11 protein-coding genes and 1 pseudogene are annotated in these 16,619 nt (G+C 49.4%); all 12 read left to right on the top strand.

The annotated features are described in order from the left end of the window. Positions 1-165 precede the first annotated feature (165 nt). The 12 genes and pseudogenes from M6D81_RS13210 to M6D81_RS13155 all read left to right on the top strand — a co-directional run bounded on the left by M6D81_RS13210 (position 166) and on the right by M6D81_RS13155 (position 16,559). Complete coding sequence (locus tag M6D81_RS13210) at positions 166-474, top strand: hypothetical protein (RefSeq protein ID WP_262677368.1); 309 nt, start codon at positions 166-168, stop codon at positions 472-474. Between the two features lie 35 nt (positions 475-509). Further along, positions 510-1,298: pseudogene (locus tag M6D81_RS31820) on the top strand (AAA family ATPase); the annotation flags it as partial. After that, a complete protein-coding gene (locus tag M6D81_RS31815; RefSeq protein WP_410795733.1) occupies positions 1,281-1,814 on the top strand; it encodes an AAA family ATPase in 534 nt (177 codons plus the stop codon). The pseudogene M6D81_RS31820 and the gene M6D81_RS31815, both read left to right, overlap by 18 nt. A gap of 378 nt (positions 1,815-2,192) precedes the next feature. Next, positions 2,193-6,098: a carbohydrate binding domain-containing protein gene (locus M6D81_RS13200; RefSeq protein WP_262677366.1), complete on the top strand. Its 3,906-nt coding sequence runs from the start codon at positions 2,193-2,195 to the stop codon at positions 6,096-6,098. A gap of 174 nt (positions 6,099-6,272) precedes the next feature. Continuing rightward, the gene (locus M6D81_RS13195) at positions 6,273-7,919 is read left to right on the top strand and encodes a sensor histidine kinase (RefSeq protein ID WP_262677365.1); all 1,647 of its coding nucleotides are present in this window, start codon (positions 6,273-6,275) and stop codon (positions 7,917-7,919) included. 3 nt (positions 7,920-7,922) lie between these two features. Further along, positions 7,923-9,605, top strand: coding sequence for a response regulator (locus M6D81_RS31700; RefSeq protein ID WP_317259121.1), 1,683 nt, complete (start codon positions 7,923-7,925; stop codon positions 9,603-9,605). A 105-nt stretch (positions 9,606-9,710) separates the two neighbouring features. Continuing rightward, on the top strand, positions 9,711-11,438 hold the full coding sequence (locus M6D81_RS13180) for an extracellular solute-binding protein (RefSeq protein ID WP_262677364.1): 1,728 nt from the start codon (positions 9,711-9,713) through the stop codon (positions 11,436-11,438). A 24-nt stretch (positions 11,439-11,462) separates the two neighbouring features. Further along, positions 11,463-12,362: an ABC transporter permease gene (locus tag M6D81_RS13175; RefSeq protein ID WP_262677363.1), complete on the top strand. Its 900-nt coding sequence runs from the start codon at positions 11,463-11,465 to the stop codon at positions 12,360-12,362. Positions 12,363-12,379: 17 nt separating this feature from the next. After that, entirely contained in the window at positions 12,380-13,264 is an 885-nt protein-coding gene (locus M6D81_RS13170; protein ID WP_262677362.1) for a carbohydrate ABC transporter permease, read from the top strand. Positions 13,265-13,299: 35 nt separating this feature from the next. Continuing rightward, the gene (locus M6D81_RS13165) at positions 13,300-14,715 is read left to right on the top strand and encodes a sialate O-acetylesterase (RefSeq protein ID WP_262677361.1); all 1,416 of its coding nucleotides are present in this window, start codon (positions 13,300-13,302) and stop codon (positions 14,713-14,715) included. A 22-nt stretch (positions 14,716-14,737) separates the two neighbouring features. Then, positions 14,738-15,799 carry a Gfo/Idh/MocA family protein gene (locus tag M6D81_RS13160; protein WP_262677360.1) on the top strand — a complete coding sequence of 354 codons (1,062 nt, stop codon included), beginning with the start codon at positions 14,738-14,740 and terminating at the stop codon, positions 15,797-15,799. Between the two features lie 28 nt (positions 15,800-15,827). Then, entirely contained in the window at positions 15,828-16,559 is a 732-nt protein-coding gene (locus tag M6D81_RS13155) for a ThuA domain-containing protein (protein ID WP_262677359.1), read from the top strand. Positions 16,560-16,619: the final 60 nt, after the last annotated feature.

The following is a 16,619-nucleotide window of genomic DNA, read 5'->3' as shown; positions in this document are numbered from 1 at the left end:
AGCTATACGAAAACGAACTCCTTTGCGGAGTGTCATAAGCATTGCCAGGAGATGATGTCTGTACAGGCATCATCTCTATTGATGTGCGCCACGCATGGCGTGTAGCTAGGCGGTGAGAGTCCGCTATGGGGGCTTGCAGTTGCCAACCATTCGCCAAGAGCAAGGGTGTCCATCGCGAGGTGGAATCTGAAGGAAGCTGGAGGCAAAGTACCGACCCGAGGAACACGAATCGTATCAGGCATCCAAAGTGGGATAAGTCTGCACAACAAGACGAAATCCAATAAACTGCACGGACACGAGGATATAAATGCGGCGGGTACATGGGACGAAAGTTACGCGTCTTACCGTGGGAAGTCTCACGGACGCATGAAGCGCATTTGCAACATGCGGTTGAAGTTCTTATCCAATGAGATAAGAAGAAGAGCGGCTTCCATTAAGGATGTGCTGGAGACGCCATGCGAGGTTATGCTATGATCTTCATATATCATAGATAAGGGTTGTGCAATGAAATGGACTTATTCAGCTATGACGAAGAAGAGCGGCCGCGCGCCAGATTGCTGGCGGACCGGATGAGGCCGCAGACGCTTGACGAATATATCGGACAGGAGCACATTGTCGGGCCGGGCAAGCTATTGCGGAGGGCGATTGAAGGGGATCAGGTGTCATCGATTCTGCTCTACGGCCCTCCCGGCTGCGGGAAGACGACGCTCGCACATATTATATCGCTTCGTACGGAAGGAGACTTCGTCAAGCTTAACGCCGTCGATGCGTCCGTGAAGGATGTCCGGGAAGTAATTGAGCAAGCGCGCACGAAGAAATCGCTGTACGGCAAGAAGACGATACTGTTCCTGGACGAGGTGCACCGCTTCAACACGTCCCGCCAGGACGCGCTCCTTCCTGCCGTGGAGCAAGGCATTATCGTCTTCATCGGGGCAACGACGGAGAATCCGTTCCATCATGTGAACGGGGCCTTGCTGTCGCGTTCCACGCTATTCCAACTGGAGGCGCTGGACAAGCGCCATGCGATGGAAGCCATGCGGCGGGCCATCGTCGACACGGGGAGAGGCCTCGGCTTCATGAAGCTGCATGTGGAGGAAGCGGCTCTGGAGCATATGGCGGAGATGGCGGGAGGCGATATCCGCCGCGCCCTGAATGCGCTTGAGCTGGCGGCCGTCACGACGCCGTCGGAGCCGGACGGCTCTGTCCGGATTACGCTGGAGGTAGCCCAGGAATCCGTGCAGAAGCCGACGATTCGGGCCGACCAGTCGACACAATACGATGTGCTGTCCGCCTTCCACAAGAGCGTTAGAGGCTCCAGCGATGCGGCGCTGTTCTGGTTCCTGTATGCCGTGGAGAAGCTGGGAATGGACCCTATGACGTTCCTTCGCAGGCTGATTGTGGCATGCAGCGAGGACATCGGGCTGGCGAATCCCCAGGCGATGGTGCAAGCCGTGACAGCGATGGACGCTTACCATAAGATCGGCTGGCCGGAAGCGAAGTATAATATTGCCCAAGCGATCTTGTTCGCGGTGGAAAGTCCAAAGTCCAATGCGACGGCGATCGCAATCGGCAATGTGATGGCGGCTATGGAACGGACAGGCAACGCGGAGGTGCCGCTGCATCTGCGCGATACGCATTACAGCGGCGCCAGCAAGCTGGGACATACCGGCTACAAATATCCGCACGATTACCCGCATCACTATGTGAAGCAGCAGTATTTGCCTGATCCGCTCGCAACCAAGAGCTTCTATCAAGCGACAGAGCAGGGGATGGAGGATCGCATCAGGCAAAATCAACAGCGACGCGAGAAGTAGCTGGTTAGGCAACTGCAGGCGATGAATCCTCGGCTAGAGCGTGAAAAGAGGCAGGTTAGACAATTGCAGGCCATCCCGCATAGTCCGCAACAGCCGAATACGGCTGTCAGCAGGCTGGGAGCCAATGCGATGTACGGACGGTCGATTCGATAGACCGCCCGTATTCCGCATGCCATCAAGCCGGCAGCGATAAGCAGCAGGATGATCTCCATGCTCCGTAATCCCTTATCGGAAGGCGAGTTTTATCGGCCAGAACAAGAATGGTGAGTCACAAGTAGAAACTTTATAGTCGATAAGGAAAATAGAGTTGCTTTATAGTGAGATCAGGCACAATCTTCATTTTTGGTGTCATCCTAATGTGAGATCGGGAGGGAAATCATGAGAAGCAACAAATTGCGATTCATGCTTCTTGCAAGCGTTGCGCTGCTGCTGTCAGGCATCATTATTTTTGAAAGCGCAGACAAAGTATCGGCTAACTCGACGGTAGACATCGCGTTAAAAAACAACACAAAAGCTTTTGAAGGCACGACGCTTGGCATGGGAGGAACGGTTATGCCCTTCGGCTATCATTCTTCCTGGAAGGTTAAAGATTTCAACGATGACGACTTGGCGGTGTTAATGACGCAATTTAAAAAAACAGGCTCTACAGTCGCCCGATTATGGTTAGATGGAGCTTGGTGGGAGCCGACGAATGACAATGCGGACCCCGATGTCATGCTGGATTCCGGATTTACATGGAACAGCATCGAAATGAACTCGCTGTATAAATACCTTCAAGCTTTTAAAGATATGAACGTGGACGTGTTTGTAGACGTTATGGTTGACGATCCCAGAGTCATGTATCCTTGGCTCACTGCCGAGTACGCGTCGAACACCGGACCTAATACAGGCATGGTCCCCGAGTATGCGGAGCATATCGCTGCTATGGTGAAACACCTTGTAGTGACCAAAGGGTTTACGAATGTCAAATACGTTTCCTTCTCCGGGGAGCCCAACAACTTCTTCCTGACTCCGCCAGGCGTCAGCAAGCTGAAGAGCTACAAAGAATCCATGACTGCGGTGCGGAGCAGACTGCAAAGCGAAAATCTGCTGCAATACGTAAAGCTGATTGGTCCCGAGATCGGTTACAGCGACCATGATACAGCCGACTGGCTGGACGATCTGTCAACGAATATCTCCGCCAGTCTCGACGCGTATACCATCCATTCCGGACAGACCAAAGCGGAGGCGACGGATGGAACCTATGTCAGCTTGATCAAAAGCTACATCGATATCATTAAAGCCAATGACCCCAATGGGGCTGACAAACCGATTATGATAACCGATTATACCCCAACTGGCACGATTCGCAGAGCGGAGGATGGACTCAATTCCGTCGCATTGATTGCCAACGGATTAAGGGCAGGTGTCAGCGAGTTCGGCCGATGGTCGTTCGCGGACGATATCTGGACATGGCCTTCCGGCTCCAATCAAACGTCTACCAGCTTTGGAGATTACGGCTTCGGCATCATTGGCAGCAAGCAGGAGAACTTTACGCCAAGACCCAACTACAAGGCGACGGCACTGGCGTATAAGCTTATACCAAAAGGATCGACAGCGTATCAAGCGACCACTACGAATGAAGCGATTATACCCGCCATCATTCAAACAGCAGAAGGCAAACACACCATTATCGTGGTGAACTGGTCGAATAATGACGCAGATGTAAACTTTACGCTTGAGGACTCCATTCATACGACGTTCAGGAAATATAAGTTCGAGTCAGCTTCTATTGATTTAGTCGATAAGTTTGGCGAAATTCCGGCGAGCTTCGGAACCAAGTCCATAAGCGGAACCTCGTTTACAGATACGATTCCGGCTAATACAATTTACTATTACTCGGACATTCCTGATCAGACGGCTCCTGCGCAAGTAACGGGTTTGAATGCAGCAGCACCGGATTTTCACCAGGCGAGCATAACGTGGACCGCAGGCGGGGAAGCGGACTTGTCCTACTATAGAATCTATCGGAGTGATACGAGCGCATTCACACCTGCACCGGGAAACAAGGTGGGTGAAATATGGATAAAGCCGGGAGGAGCGCCTTCCTTCCACGATCGCACAGTGGAACAAGGCAAAACGTATTATTATAAAGTTTCGGCTGTGGACGGATCGGAAAACGAAGGCCCCGCTTCGGCGTATGCCTCCGTACAGGTTGGGGATGAAGCATATTCCGATACGCTAAGCGTCATCAACTCGACGGATTATGATTATTATGAGATTGACTCCGACTTTGCGAACGGTTACAAGGTCAGAGTATATAAGAAAGCGGGAGTTATTGGATTTTTGCAGGATAAACAAGGCTACAGCAGACAAAATTTAGGTTTGGATTTTTATTCGACGCCAATGGTGCTTAAATATAATAACAGTGCTTTTACCGATAAGGTGCAAAATGGCGGCGCGGAAGACGGAACGACCGCACCGGATAATTGGTATTCATGGAATAACGCCAACGGCTCGTTCACATGGGATGCGAGCGTGAGGCATAGCGGAAGCCGCTCCCTCAAAATAACGAACGCCAATCAATCCGCAAATTCAACCTGGTACCAGCAGACAACCGACTTTATTCCAGGCAAGCATTATGAGGTTTCGTATTGGATCAAAACGGATCAAGTAGACGGGCCGAACGGAGCCGGTCGGGGTGCCTATCTGAACATTCAGTTTTTCGATGCGAACGGCGTTTCCCTCGGGGCGAGGGGCGGAGCGGACGCCTACTCCAATGTGGGCACGCAGGATTGGACGTATTTTGTATCCGATGTAACCGTTCCTTACGGAACGGCCACAGTTCAAATTGGCGGTTACCTCTATGAAAATAGCGGTACGGTATGGTTTGACGACATTCGATTCGTGGAGAAGCCGGATGTGTCCATCGTAGGACAGAGCGGAATGTCCTATGAGGCGGATTCCGTAACCTTCTCGGATATTAGCTCTACGCACAAACGGATAGTGACGGTTCTGGGTGATGAAACCTTGTATTATGACTTCTATACAGACAGAATTGAGATAAAAGTGCAAGGCCCGAACGCCGGAGGCTATTTCATTGAGGACGGAGGAATCGTTCCGCGCAACGTCACATCGGCTTATTGGTCGGACGGCAGTGAAGATGTGATGAGCGATACGTTTCCGGGCGAGTTCGTAACGAAGAATGCAACCAGCTTAAGCTTGTATCAGCCTCCGGCTTCACAGATGATCAGATATGAATTCGGTTCCGCCAAATCGATGACGCTCCAAAACGGGGGCAGGTTCAGAGGTTATTATCCAAGGTTCCAGATCGACAGCAATGAAGTGTTTACGATGAAATTCCCTAGAAAGTCGGATAATCCAAATGGCGGGGCGGAGAACGGAACGACGTCGCCAGACGATTGGACGACATGGAATCAATCATCAAGCGGAACGTTCGCATGGGATTCCAGCACGCGTCACTGGGGAAACAAATCGTTGAAGATTACGAACGCAACAACGGATCATTCCGCATGGATCGCTCAGATGAACGCTCCAGTGAGCCTGACAAAGACGCTGCAATTGTCGGCGTGGATCAAGACGTTGTCCGTTGCCGGAACGCAGGGCGCCTTTATCTCGGTAGAGGCCAAGGATTCGGCGCACAATGTGCTTGCAACCTATCGCATTCCATTCGTAAGCGGCACGAATGACTGGAAGAAATATACGCTCAGCTTTAATCCGCCCGCGGGAACAGCGTACCTCTATATTGTTGGCAATTTGTATTCGGCTTCCGGTACCGTATGGTTTGACGACTTTGAATTGTTTGCGGCGGATACGGGCATTTCCAATGCGGGGATGGAAATAGGGACTGGCGGTCCAACGGGCTGGTCCAGCTGGACTTCGTCCGGCATGCCGTTCGCATGGGATGATTCAACCTATTATCAAGGGAAGAAGTCGCTCAAAATTACGAATAACGCTAATCAATACTCGGCCTGGCATACATCCAGAAGTAACCTGCAGGTGAGCAAGGAATTCGAATTTGGAGGTTGGATCAAAACATCAGGCGTTGCCACCGGCGCAATGGGAGCACAGCTGCAAGCGATTGCAATGGACTCCAACGGCCAATGGCTGCAAGCCAATGTTAGCACGACTGTACTGCATGGAACGAACGATTGGACATACGTAAGAGGCAAGATCACGCTGCCTCCTCTTGCGGCCAGTGTTCAGTTGCAAGCGCAGCTGTGGGGGGTTAACGGCACGGCATGGTTTGATGATCTATTTCTTAGACTAGTCGACAAATCCTGATATTCGTTATAATCAAAGGCAGAGATATGCAATCTTTGCCTTTGTTTTAACTCCATGCGATATAGGGGGGATGGTCCTATCCATTGGTTTCAGCACGCCAGACAACTTACTATTTTCCCGAAAATAGTCCTTACTTTTATCGTTGTGGTCTGTCCTCTGTATGTAATGAGCTTGATGATCAATCAATCAGCGGCGCGGAATATGCGCAGTGAGATTATGGACGCAATGGAGTCCAATATTGACTTCTATCTCCGCTCGTTCGAGTCCGAGATGAATCGAATCGAAACGCTTAAACGCGAATATTTGTTTGATGATGATTTTCAGAAAATAAGCAATATGTCCCACCTCATGCCGGTTCATGACCGAACCACAGCTATTCTTCGTATTGAAAAAAAGCTGGAGCTGCTGAAAAACTCTAACCTGTATGTGAGAGAAGCAAGCGTGAACATTCCGCTTATCGGCAAAATCTTATATTCGAATCGATACGACGAGCATGTCATGCCGCCGGAGACGGTTCGAGCGCTGTCGCATAACAAGCAGTCTCCCTTCATTTATTGGGACGAGCGTCTTTTTATCAGCGGCGCTTATCCGGAAAGCAACTATGGAGATCGTCTTCCCGTGTTTCTTATTGCAGTAGAGCTGTCAAAGGAACAAATCCGGGATTCTCTGAGCGGAATAACGGGAGTCGAGGGGGGCGGAGCCCTTCTGCTCGGGCACGACAATTCATGGATGCTGAATGGGGAATCGCAGCCGGAATTGATGGAGGCGATTTCCATGGAGTCGCCTTCCTTTGTATATGACAGTCAAGGTCGCGGACAAGACCGTGTGAATGTCGGCGGCACTTCTTATTTGCTTACGTATGAGAAATCGTCGGAGCTTGATGTGTCGCTGCTGCTTTATTATCCCGAGAGTCAGCTTCTGAAGCCTCTGACCCAATATACCGTCTGGATGTGGCTGTTATCGTTATTTTCGATTACGGTCATTATCGGATTCTCCTATTGGATTTTTCGCAATATCCATCGTCCTCTTCGGCATTTGGTCCGAGCTTTGCGCAAGGTCGAAAAAGGGGATCTCAGCGTTCAGGTGCGCCATCCCAACGGCGATGAATTTTATTATGTGTATGGGCAATTTAACGCGATGGTAGATCGGCTTAATGTTCTGATCCATGAAGTATATGAAAGTCAAATCCGCAATCAACGAGCTGAATTAAAGCAGCTGCAGTCTCAAATCAACCCCCATTTTCTATACAACAGCTTTTATGTCTTATATCGACTGGCCAAGGTGGAGGATATGGACAAAGTTGTGAAAATGACTCAGCACTTAAGCAAGTACTATCATTTTCTGACTCGAACCGGAATGGATGAAGTGCCTCTGGAAGTAGAAATGATGCATGCGAAATCCTATGTCGAAATTCAAATGGTTCGCTTTGGTGATTTGGTCGAAGTAAGTTGGAGCGAGATCCCTAGTGCGTGCAGAGACATCCTCGTTCCCAGAATGATTCTTCAGCCGCTTATTGAAAACGCATTTCAATACGGATTGGAGGAACGGAGAAGCGACGCTCGACTGAAAATCGATTTTGCCCGGCATGCCGATTATTTATCCATTACAATCGAGGATAATGGCGACGAATTATCGGACCGGAAGCTTCAGGAGCTAACCGATATAATGATGGCCAAGCAGGTGACAGAGACGACGGGAGTGATCAATGTGCATAGTCGGCTGCGGCTTAAGTTCGGCTCAAAGGCGGGTCTTCACGTATCAAGAAGCGATATGGGCGGCATGAAGGTTGAGCTTATTATTCCGTTGCAGAAGGGAGGGTGAGACATGTATCGGCTGCTAATCGTAGACAATGAGCGCCATGTGGTGGATGGATTATTTGAGCTATTTACGAATGAAACCCGTTTGAATGTGGAGGTATACCGGGCTTATCACCCCGAAGAGGCGTTGAATTGGCTGGAGCGTACCAAAATGGATATTGTACTGTCTGATATACGCATGCCAGGAATGGACGGCTTGCAGCTGCAGAAGCTTATCGTCAAACAATGGCCGTTATGTAAAGTTATTTTTTTGACCGGATATAGCGACTTTGATTATATACAGGATGCGATGAGGCATGGCGCATGCCAATATTTGCTTAAGACGGAAGGCGATGAAGTACTGCTGGAGGTCGTTGAGCAGACCATCGCCGCTATCGAGAAGGAACTTCAGATGGACAGTATGGTGAACAAGGCGAAGCAACAATTAAAGCAGGCTTTGCCTATGCTGCAAAGGGACTATTTATTGGATATTCTCGAAGGAAACTCAGCGGTGACATCGGCGCTGCCGGAGCAATTCCGAAATCTGGAGATGCCGCTGGACAGCTGTAATCGCGTTCTTGTGCTGATTGGACGAGTGGATGAATGGGATCAGCACTACAGCAGCTACGACCGGGCCCCCTTGTTGTTCGCGATTCAAAATATAGTGGAGGAATGTCTGTCTCCTTCTTGTTGCGTTGTGACTTTGGTGTATGAAAGAGCCAAGTTTATTTGGCTGGTTCAGCCTTCTGCCGCGCTGCAAAATACGGTAAAGCCCGTATCGGAGGAGGAGTGGAAGCATGCCTCTCGCTTCGTGCATGGAACGCTGGAGTTTGTACAGCGAACATGCAAAAGCTTGCTGAAATTATCCATTTCCATAACCGTTGCCAATAAAGCGGTAGAGTGGTCACAAGCAGGCCATAAGCTCGAGCAATTAAAGCTTCTCTCCAGTCATGGACTCGGAATGGGAACGGAACTGTTATTGTTCGAGCCCGAGCAGAAGCACCAGGCTTCGCATCAAAGTGATCCATGGGAGTACCAAAGCAGGATGAGGGCCAAACGAATAGAGCTGCTTGCCGAATATTTAGAGAATGGGCAAAGGTACCAGTTTTTTCTGGAGTATCCCAAAATGATGAATGTCGCGCAACTTCACCCGAAAGCGCCGGAATCACTCAAACAGGAGATCAAATATTCCTTTTCGTTAATGTTTATTCGTTATTTGAACAAATGGAACCTGTGGAATGATCTGGGACAGCGGGTTGACCTTAATCGTTTGACCCACATGGGTCATCATGAAGCCTGGAATGAAACATCCGATTATTATGTTGAGCTTGCGGAACAGATTTTCAACCAGAAGCGGGCGGGGCATGAACGGCAGGAGAAGGATGTCGTAAAGCAAATCCAGCGATATGTTCAGGCTAATATTGCGGGAGATCTGTCCTTGACCAGAATCGGCGAAGTGGTGGGGCACAGCTCCGCTTACGTTTCGCGATTATACAAAAATAATACCGGTATGAATATATCCGATTATATTAACGAGCTCAAAATCAATAAAGCAAAGGAGATGCTGGTGGAATCGTCATTCAGAATTCAGGACATCTCGAAATTGCTTGGATTTGATAATGATCGGTATTTTTACCGTTATTTCAAGAAAGCGACGAACATGACGCCGCAAGAATACAGAGACCGGGAGTCGGCGTCCTTACGACAATGAAAGTGAGTGGAAAGTAGAATCTTTAGAGTCGATGGGAGACTCTATTTTTTTTATGATGAATACAGGAAGGAAACTTCTGAAATTAATCTATTGGGGGTTACACACATGAAGGCTCGTAATATCACTGTAGTCATTATGATGGTTGTACTAACGTTCTCAATGTTGTTGGCGGCTTGCAGCACCAACAAAGCGACCAGTCCTGGCGCAAGTCAAACACCAGAATCTTCTCCTGCAACAGAGCCGACTGAGAGCGATGATTCCGGGAAGCCGGCCGATCCGCTTGGCAAATATGAAACGCCTATCGAGCTCACAGCGGTCCGCAATTACAATCAGGGCACAAAGTTTATAGACGGAGACAACGAAAACGACAATACTTGGACAAGAGCTTACGCGGAAGAGCTTGGCATCAACCTCAAATATGATTGGGTTACGACTGGCACCTCGGATCAGTATTATCAGAAGCTTAATCTATCCATCTCTTCCGGCGATTTGCCGGATACGTTCTCTGTAGACGCCAAGACGCTAAAGCAATTGGTAGAAGCAGATCAGCTTGAAGACTTGACGGAGGCGTTCAACAAATATGCTTCTCCGCTTCTAAAAGAAGCGATCGCTGAATACGGCGACAGCGGTCTCGGCTCCTCTACGGTGAACGGCAAGCTAATGGCGCTGCCTGTAACGGGCAGTGGAGACTACTCGGGCAGCGAGGTGCTATGGGTTCGCAAGGACTGGCTTGACAAGTTAAACCTGCCTGAACCGAAAACATGGGATGATGTGTTGGCAATAGCCACTGCCTTCACAGAGCAGGATCCTGACGGCAATCAAAAGAAAGACACATACGGAATTCCGATAAGCAAGGATATTAATGGCTATCCCGATCTGCAAGGCTTCTTCAATGCTTATCAAGGAAATCCGTCCAATGTAGCTTGGAAGCAGTATATGTGGATCAAAGATCCGGCTGGCGACGGCTTGGCTTACGGCAGTATTCAGCCGGAAGTGAAGACGGCTTTGACCAAGCTGCAGGAGCTGTACAAAGCCGGTATTATCGATCCGGAGTTCGGCGTTAAGGATACTGCGAAAGCGCTGGAAGGCATAACGGGCGGCAAAGCGGGTCTATACTTCGGATACGGCTGGGCAATGAACTGGCCGCTTGGTGAAGCTGTGCAGAAGGACCCGACCGCCAATTGGGTAGCCTATCCGATTCCAACGGTCAATGGAGAGCCGCTGAAGCTGTCGTATTATTTCCCGCTTAGCCAATGGTTTGTCGTCAAGAAAGGTTATGCCAATCCGGAAGCAGTTATTAAGATGGCTAATCTGTACTTGGAGAAGCTGGCTCCTCAGAAGGTGACGATCGAAAGCAACTACAAATACGGCAAATCGCAGGATGGAATTGAAATCATTAATACCGCTTTGATCAATTCCTCTTTCGTTACGGCAAATATGAACTACGCCTCCGAGATTCGAACGGCTGTGCTGGCAAAGGATCCTTCCCAATTAAAACCGGAGCAGAAAGTGACCTACGATGAGATTCTGAAATACATGGAGACGCAAGATCCGAAGTACTGGGTGCAATACTCCTTTATGAAAACGATGGAAGTGGTAGATGGATATATTGCAGGCGATCATTATCGCGATTCCCTGTATGGAGGTCCTCCAACTCAAACAATGGTAGAGAAGCAGGCTATTTTAGACAAACTGGAGCTGGAAACGTTCACAAAAATTATTATGGGAGCCGTATCCCCCGACGAGTTCGACAAGTTTGTTTCACAGTGGAAGCAGCTTGGCGGCGACCAGATTACAGCTGAAGTCAACGCGTGGTACAAATCTGCGAAATAGAAGAGATTTGACAGGAGAGATATCATGTTTTCCGGAAAGCTATACAGGGAACTCCCATTATATCTCATGCTCATTCCAGGCTTGATTATCCTATTCATTTATAGCTATTTGCCCATGATCGGGATCGGGATCGCCTTTCAGCGCTTTATCCCTGCTAAAGGCTTTTTCGATTCCGAATGGATTGGCATGAGTAACTTTGCGTATATTGTTCAATTGCCGGACACGTTTCCGGTATTATGGAATACCGTCATAATCGCTGTTCTGAAGATGATAGCGGGGTTAATCGTTCCGCTTGTCGTATCGCTGCTATTGAACGAAGTGAGCAAAAGCGCATTTAAGCGAAGTGTGCAAACGCTCATCTATTTGCCCCACTTTCTCTCATGGGTTATTCTGGGAGGCATTCTCGTGGATTTGTTATCCCCGTCGGAAGGATTGGTGAACCAAGTCATTCAGGCGTTGGGCGGAGAGGCGGTTTTTTTCCTGGCCGACAATCGCTGGTTTCGTTTCATCATCATCCTATCCGATGTTTGGAAGGAATTTGGATTTAGCACGATCGTTTATTTCGCAGCGTTGACGAGCATTAATCCCACCTTGTATGAAGCGGCAGCGATTGACGGCGCCTCACGCTGGAGGCAGACATGGAATGTGACGCTCCCAGGCATTTCGCCGATCATTATTTTGCTGGCGACGTTAAGCTTGGGCAATGTGCTGAATGCGGGTTTTGATCAAATTTTTAATTTATACAGTCCCATTGTGTATGAAACCGGAGATGTATTAGATACGATGATTTACCGGATGGGCTTAGTGGATGCCCAATATGGTTTAGCTACGGCTATGGGGTTGTTCAAGTCGGTGGTTTCCTTCATTTTGATTACAATCTCCTATTGGCTCGCCTATCGGTTCGCCAATTACCGGATCTTTTGACGAGAGGGGGAGAGAGGATGAAGGTTCAGCGTACGTTTGGTCGCACACTATTTGTCTTATCGAATTATTGCTTCTTGGGATTGCTGTCGTTGTTATGCGTTCTTCCCTTGGTTCATGTATTGGCCGTTTCATTCAGCTCCAGCGCTGCGGCGACGGCCGGACAGGTCAACCTATGGCCTGTGGATTTCACTCTTAAGTCGTATCAGTTCGTCGCTCAGAATCCCGCGTTTTTAGAAGCTTTTGTTGTTACGCTGAAGCGGGTTGGATTGGGAGCTTCCATACAACTGCTAATGGTTCTGTTGACAGCCTACCCGTTATCCAAGGAAACCAAATCGTTCCGGGGAAGGACATGGATGGTCTGGATATTTGTATTCACCATGCTGTTCAACGGCGGACTCATTCCGACTTATATGGTGATCAATTATACGAATTTGCTGGATACAATCTGGTCTCTTGTTATTCCAGGAGCTGTGCCCGTCTTCAGCGTCATTCTTATGATTAACTTTTTTCGGGGGCTGCCGAAAGAGCTGGAGGAAGCTTCATTCATAGACGGGGCCAGTCATTGGACGGCATTATGGCGCATTTATGCTCCGTTGTCACTGCCGGGACTGGCGACGATTACGCTGCTTTCAATTGTCGGCCATTGGAATTCCTGGTTTGACGGCTTGATCTATATGAACAGCCGAGATCAATATCCGCTTTCCAGCTATTTGCAAACCATAATCATTCAACGGGATTTAAGCAGCGTGACGCTGCAAGAGATGCAGGAGCTTAGCGAGGTGTCCGACAGAACGATGAAAGCGGCGCAAATTTTTCTGGGAGCTCTTCCTATCTTGATTTTGTACCCGTTTCTGCAGAAGTATTTTGTGAAGGGCATTGTGCTTGGAAGCGTAAAGGAATAACAATAACCGAATATGGTGGAAAGGAGGATATGACGATGGCTGAAAACGGGGTTTTCCAATTGGAATATCCGCATTCATACAGTGTGCATCAAAGGGATAATAGAGGATATGCGGACATTCCCGTCAAGCTTCAGATTTCACAAGGGGAAAAGCGGCAGTTGTCCATGCAATGCCACTTGCGTCCTCTAGGAGAAAAAGAGGCGGTTGGCGAATACACTATTTCTTTGCAAGTGGATGGAAATAGTTGCGAGGGCGTCTTTCAAGGGGTATTAGCGGGGGATTACAGTTTGGAAGTGGTGGCTTACAGCAACGGCGGGGAAGCTGTATATCGAGATCGGAGGAATGGTATCGGTGTCGGCGATGTGTATCTTCTTGCGGGACAATCCAATATGGAAGGCGTGGGCAAGCTTATAGGGACGGAACGCCCCTCGCCATGGGTCAGATGCTTCTATCTGAACGATCAATGGGGAATAGCGAACGATCCATTGTGCTGGTTTAACGAAGCGTCGGACCCCGTTCATTGGAAAGTTCCAGAGGGACAGAAGGAAGATGCGGCGAGGCAAGAGAGATTTTTTAGAGAGTTTGGTGCGGGTCTTGGAATAAGCTTCGGCAAGGCGATGAAAGAGTACTCTAAGGTTCCGATCGGACTGCTGATGTGCGCTCATGGAGGAACGGATATGGAGCAGTGGGACCCCGCCGGGCTGTCAGATGGCGGTCAATCGTTCTACGGCTCCATGTTTAGAAGAGTGTCCGCTGTTGGAGGGAAGGTCAGAGCCTGTTTATGGTACCAAGGCGAATCGGATGCTGCGGATTGGAAGAAGGCGGCGGAGTACAAGCAACGATTTATTTCATTTATAGAAGCGTTAAGGCGTGATTCGGGGCAACCGGAGCTGCCTATCTTTTATGCTCAATTGAACACTTGGTTGGGGGAAGGGGATGTATTCCCGGTATGGAACGGCATTCAGCTGGATCAAATCCATATGGAAAGCGAACTGTCACATGTCGCGCTCGTATCGACGATCGATCTTTCCTTGTCCGACGCCATTCATCTGAGCACGCCCGCGTTAAAGAAGCTTGGCAATCGCTTTGCGCTGCTAGCTAGAAGGCTATGCTTCCAGGATGCCGCATATGAAAGAGGCCCTCGCGTGCGGTGCTGCTCTTTTGCGGATAGGGAAAGAACGACGCTTCGTATCGAGTTTGAGCATGTCAACGGGGGGCTGCGGCCGGGCAAGGATATACGCGGGTTTCGAATTGAGCATGAAGGGGCGGCTCTTCCTGTAATGGATTGCCGCTTGGACCGTGCAAATTCCAATACCGTTATCGTAAAGCTGAGGGAGAGCGCGCCTGACAGAGTGGAGCTATGGTACGGCAAAGGCTTTAATCCTGTATGCAATCTTCGAGACGGAGCGGATCTAGCTGTTCCCGTATTTCGTTATTCCATTTCATTATGAATCTGTGCGCAAGAAGGAGAAGATGTTGTTGAAAAAATTAAAGCTGGGTGTTGTGGGAGCGGGCAATATATTTAAATACGCTCACCTGCCGGCGTGGAATGCTCATCCGGAGGTTGAAATCGTTGCTTTCTGCGACGTAAATGAAAACGCTGCGGCGGCGATGGCCCATGAACATGGGAGCGCCGGCATTTACACCGACTATCGTGAAATGCTTGCCGATAAAGAGATCGATATGGTGGATATAACGACTCCAAATCTGTTTCATTCCGAAGTTTCCGTCGCCGCGCTTCATGCGGGCAAACATGTTTATTGCGAGAAGCCGGACGCCATCAATCCGGAGGAAGCGCAGAGAATGGCGGATGAAGCCAAGAAGAGCGGAAACATTCTGATGGTTACCCGCAATAACCGGTTTCGCGCGGAATCGCAGTTTCTGAAGAAATATATAGAAAAAGGCCATATGGGAGACATTTACACAGGCCGATGCGGCTGGCAAAGGCGCTGGGGCATTCCCGGCAGCGGCTGGTTTACGAATAAAGCGTTATCCGGCGGCGGTCCTTTAATTGATTTGGGCATTCATTTTATCGATTTAAGCGTATGGCTGATGGGCAGTCCAAAACCTGTATCCGTTGTTGGAGCTGCTTACAGCAAGTTTGGCGACAAGCATCTTCGGCTGTCGCAATCGGTGCAGTCGCCGCACACGCAAGCCGCATATAGAAACGACGTTGAGGACTTGGCTTCGGGTTTCATTCGTTTTGATAATGGCGCTACGTTGCAAATCGAGTTTAGCTGGGCCTCTCATGTGGAGGAAGAGATGGCTTATCTGGAGCTGCGCGGCACGCAAGCCGGGGCGAAGCTTACTGATCGGGATTGCAAGCTGTTCACCGATATTGAGGGGATTCATTGCGACATTATACCTAAATTCCCCGCCGACATACATCCTCACACGGAAAATATCAACCACTTTGTAGATTGTGTGCAGAGGCGAGCCGAACCTATTATTCTGCCTCAATTCGGAGTGGATATGGTTAAGATTTTAAGCGCCATTTATAAGTCTGCGGAAACGGGTTCCGAAGTTAAACTATAGACAGGAAACGGGAGGGAGGCAAAAGCTTATGATAAGAGTGACGGTATGGAATGAATATTATCATGAAAAGGTGGATCCCCGCGTTAGCCGCATCTATCCGGAGGGTATGCACCATGCCATCGCAAAGGGGATAGCGGGCGAAAGCATCGTTGCCAGAACGGCGACCCAGGATCAGGACGAGCATGGATTAACGGATGACGTATTGGCCGAAACGGATGTGTTGATCTGGTGGGGCCATATGTTGCAGGAGACTGTAGAAGACGCCATCGTAGATCGCGTGCATAAGAGAGTGCTGGAAGGAATGGGGTTGATCGTCCTGCATTCCGGTCATGTCTCCAAGCTGTTCCGCAAGCTGATGGGAACGGGATGCGGCTTATCATGGCGCATCGCAGACGAGAAGGAGCGGCTTTGGGTGGTCGATCCTTCTCATCCAATAGCAGAAGGATTAGGGAAATATATTGAGCTGGAGCGTGAGGAAATGTATGGCGAACACTTTGATATTCCAGCGCCGGATGAATTAATATTTGTCAGCTGGTTCGAAGGAGGAGAAGTGTTCCGGAGCGGCTGCACTTATCGCAGAAACAAAGGGAAAATTTTTTATTTCAGGCCTGGGCACGAAACTTATCCAACCTATCATAACAAGGACATCTTGCAGGTGATTTCCAACGCGGTCAAGTGGGCCGCCCCGACGGCCGGAGCAGACACCGAGTATGGGGAGCGTCTCGTATCATTGGAAGATATAAAAGGCAAGGGAGGCTAGCTGAATGCTGCCTATTAGCGGGTCATTGTAACTAGGTCAGCTTCAAGAAGCTTATCGGGC

The organism is Paenibacillus sp. J5C2022 (assembly GCF_025567625.1).
In the GTDB taxonomy this organism is placed as follows: Bacteria; Bacillota; Bacilli; order Paenibacillales; family Paenibacillaceae; genus Pristimantibacillus.
Note: the sequence above shows the minus strand (reverse complement) of the source record. Positions and strands in the feature narration are given on the sequence as shown.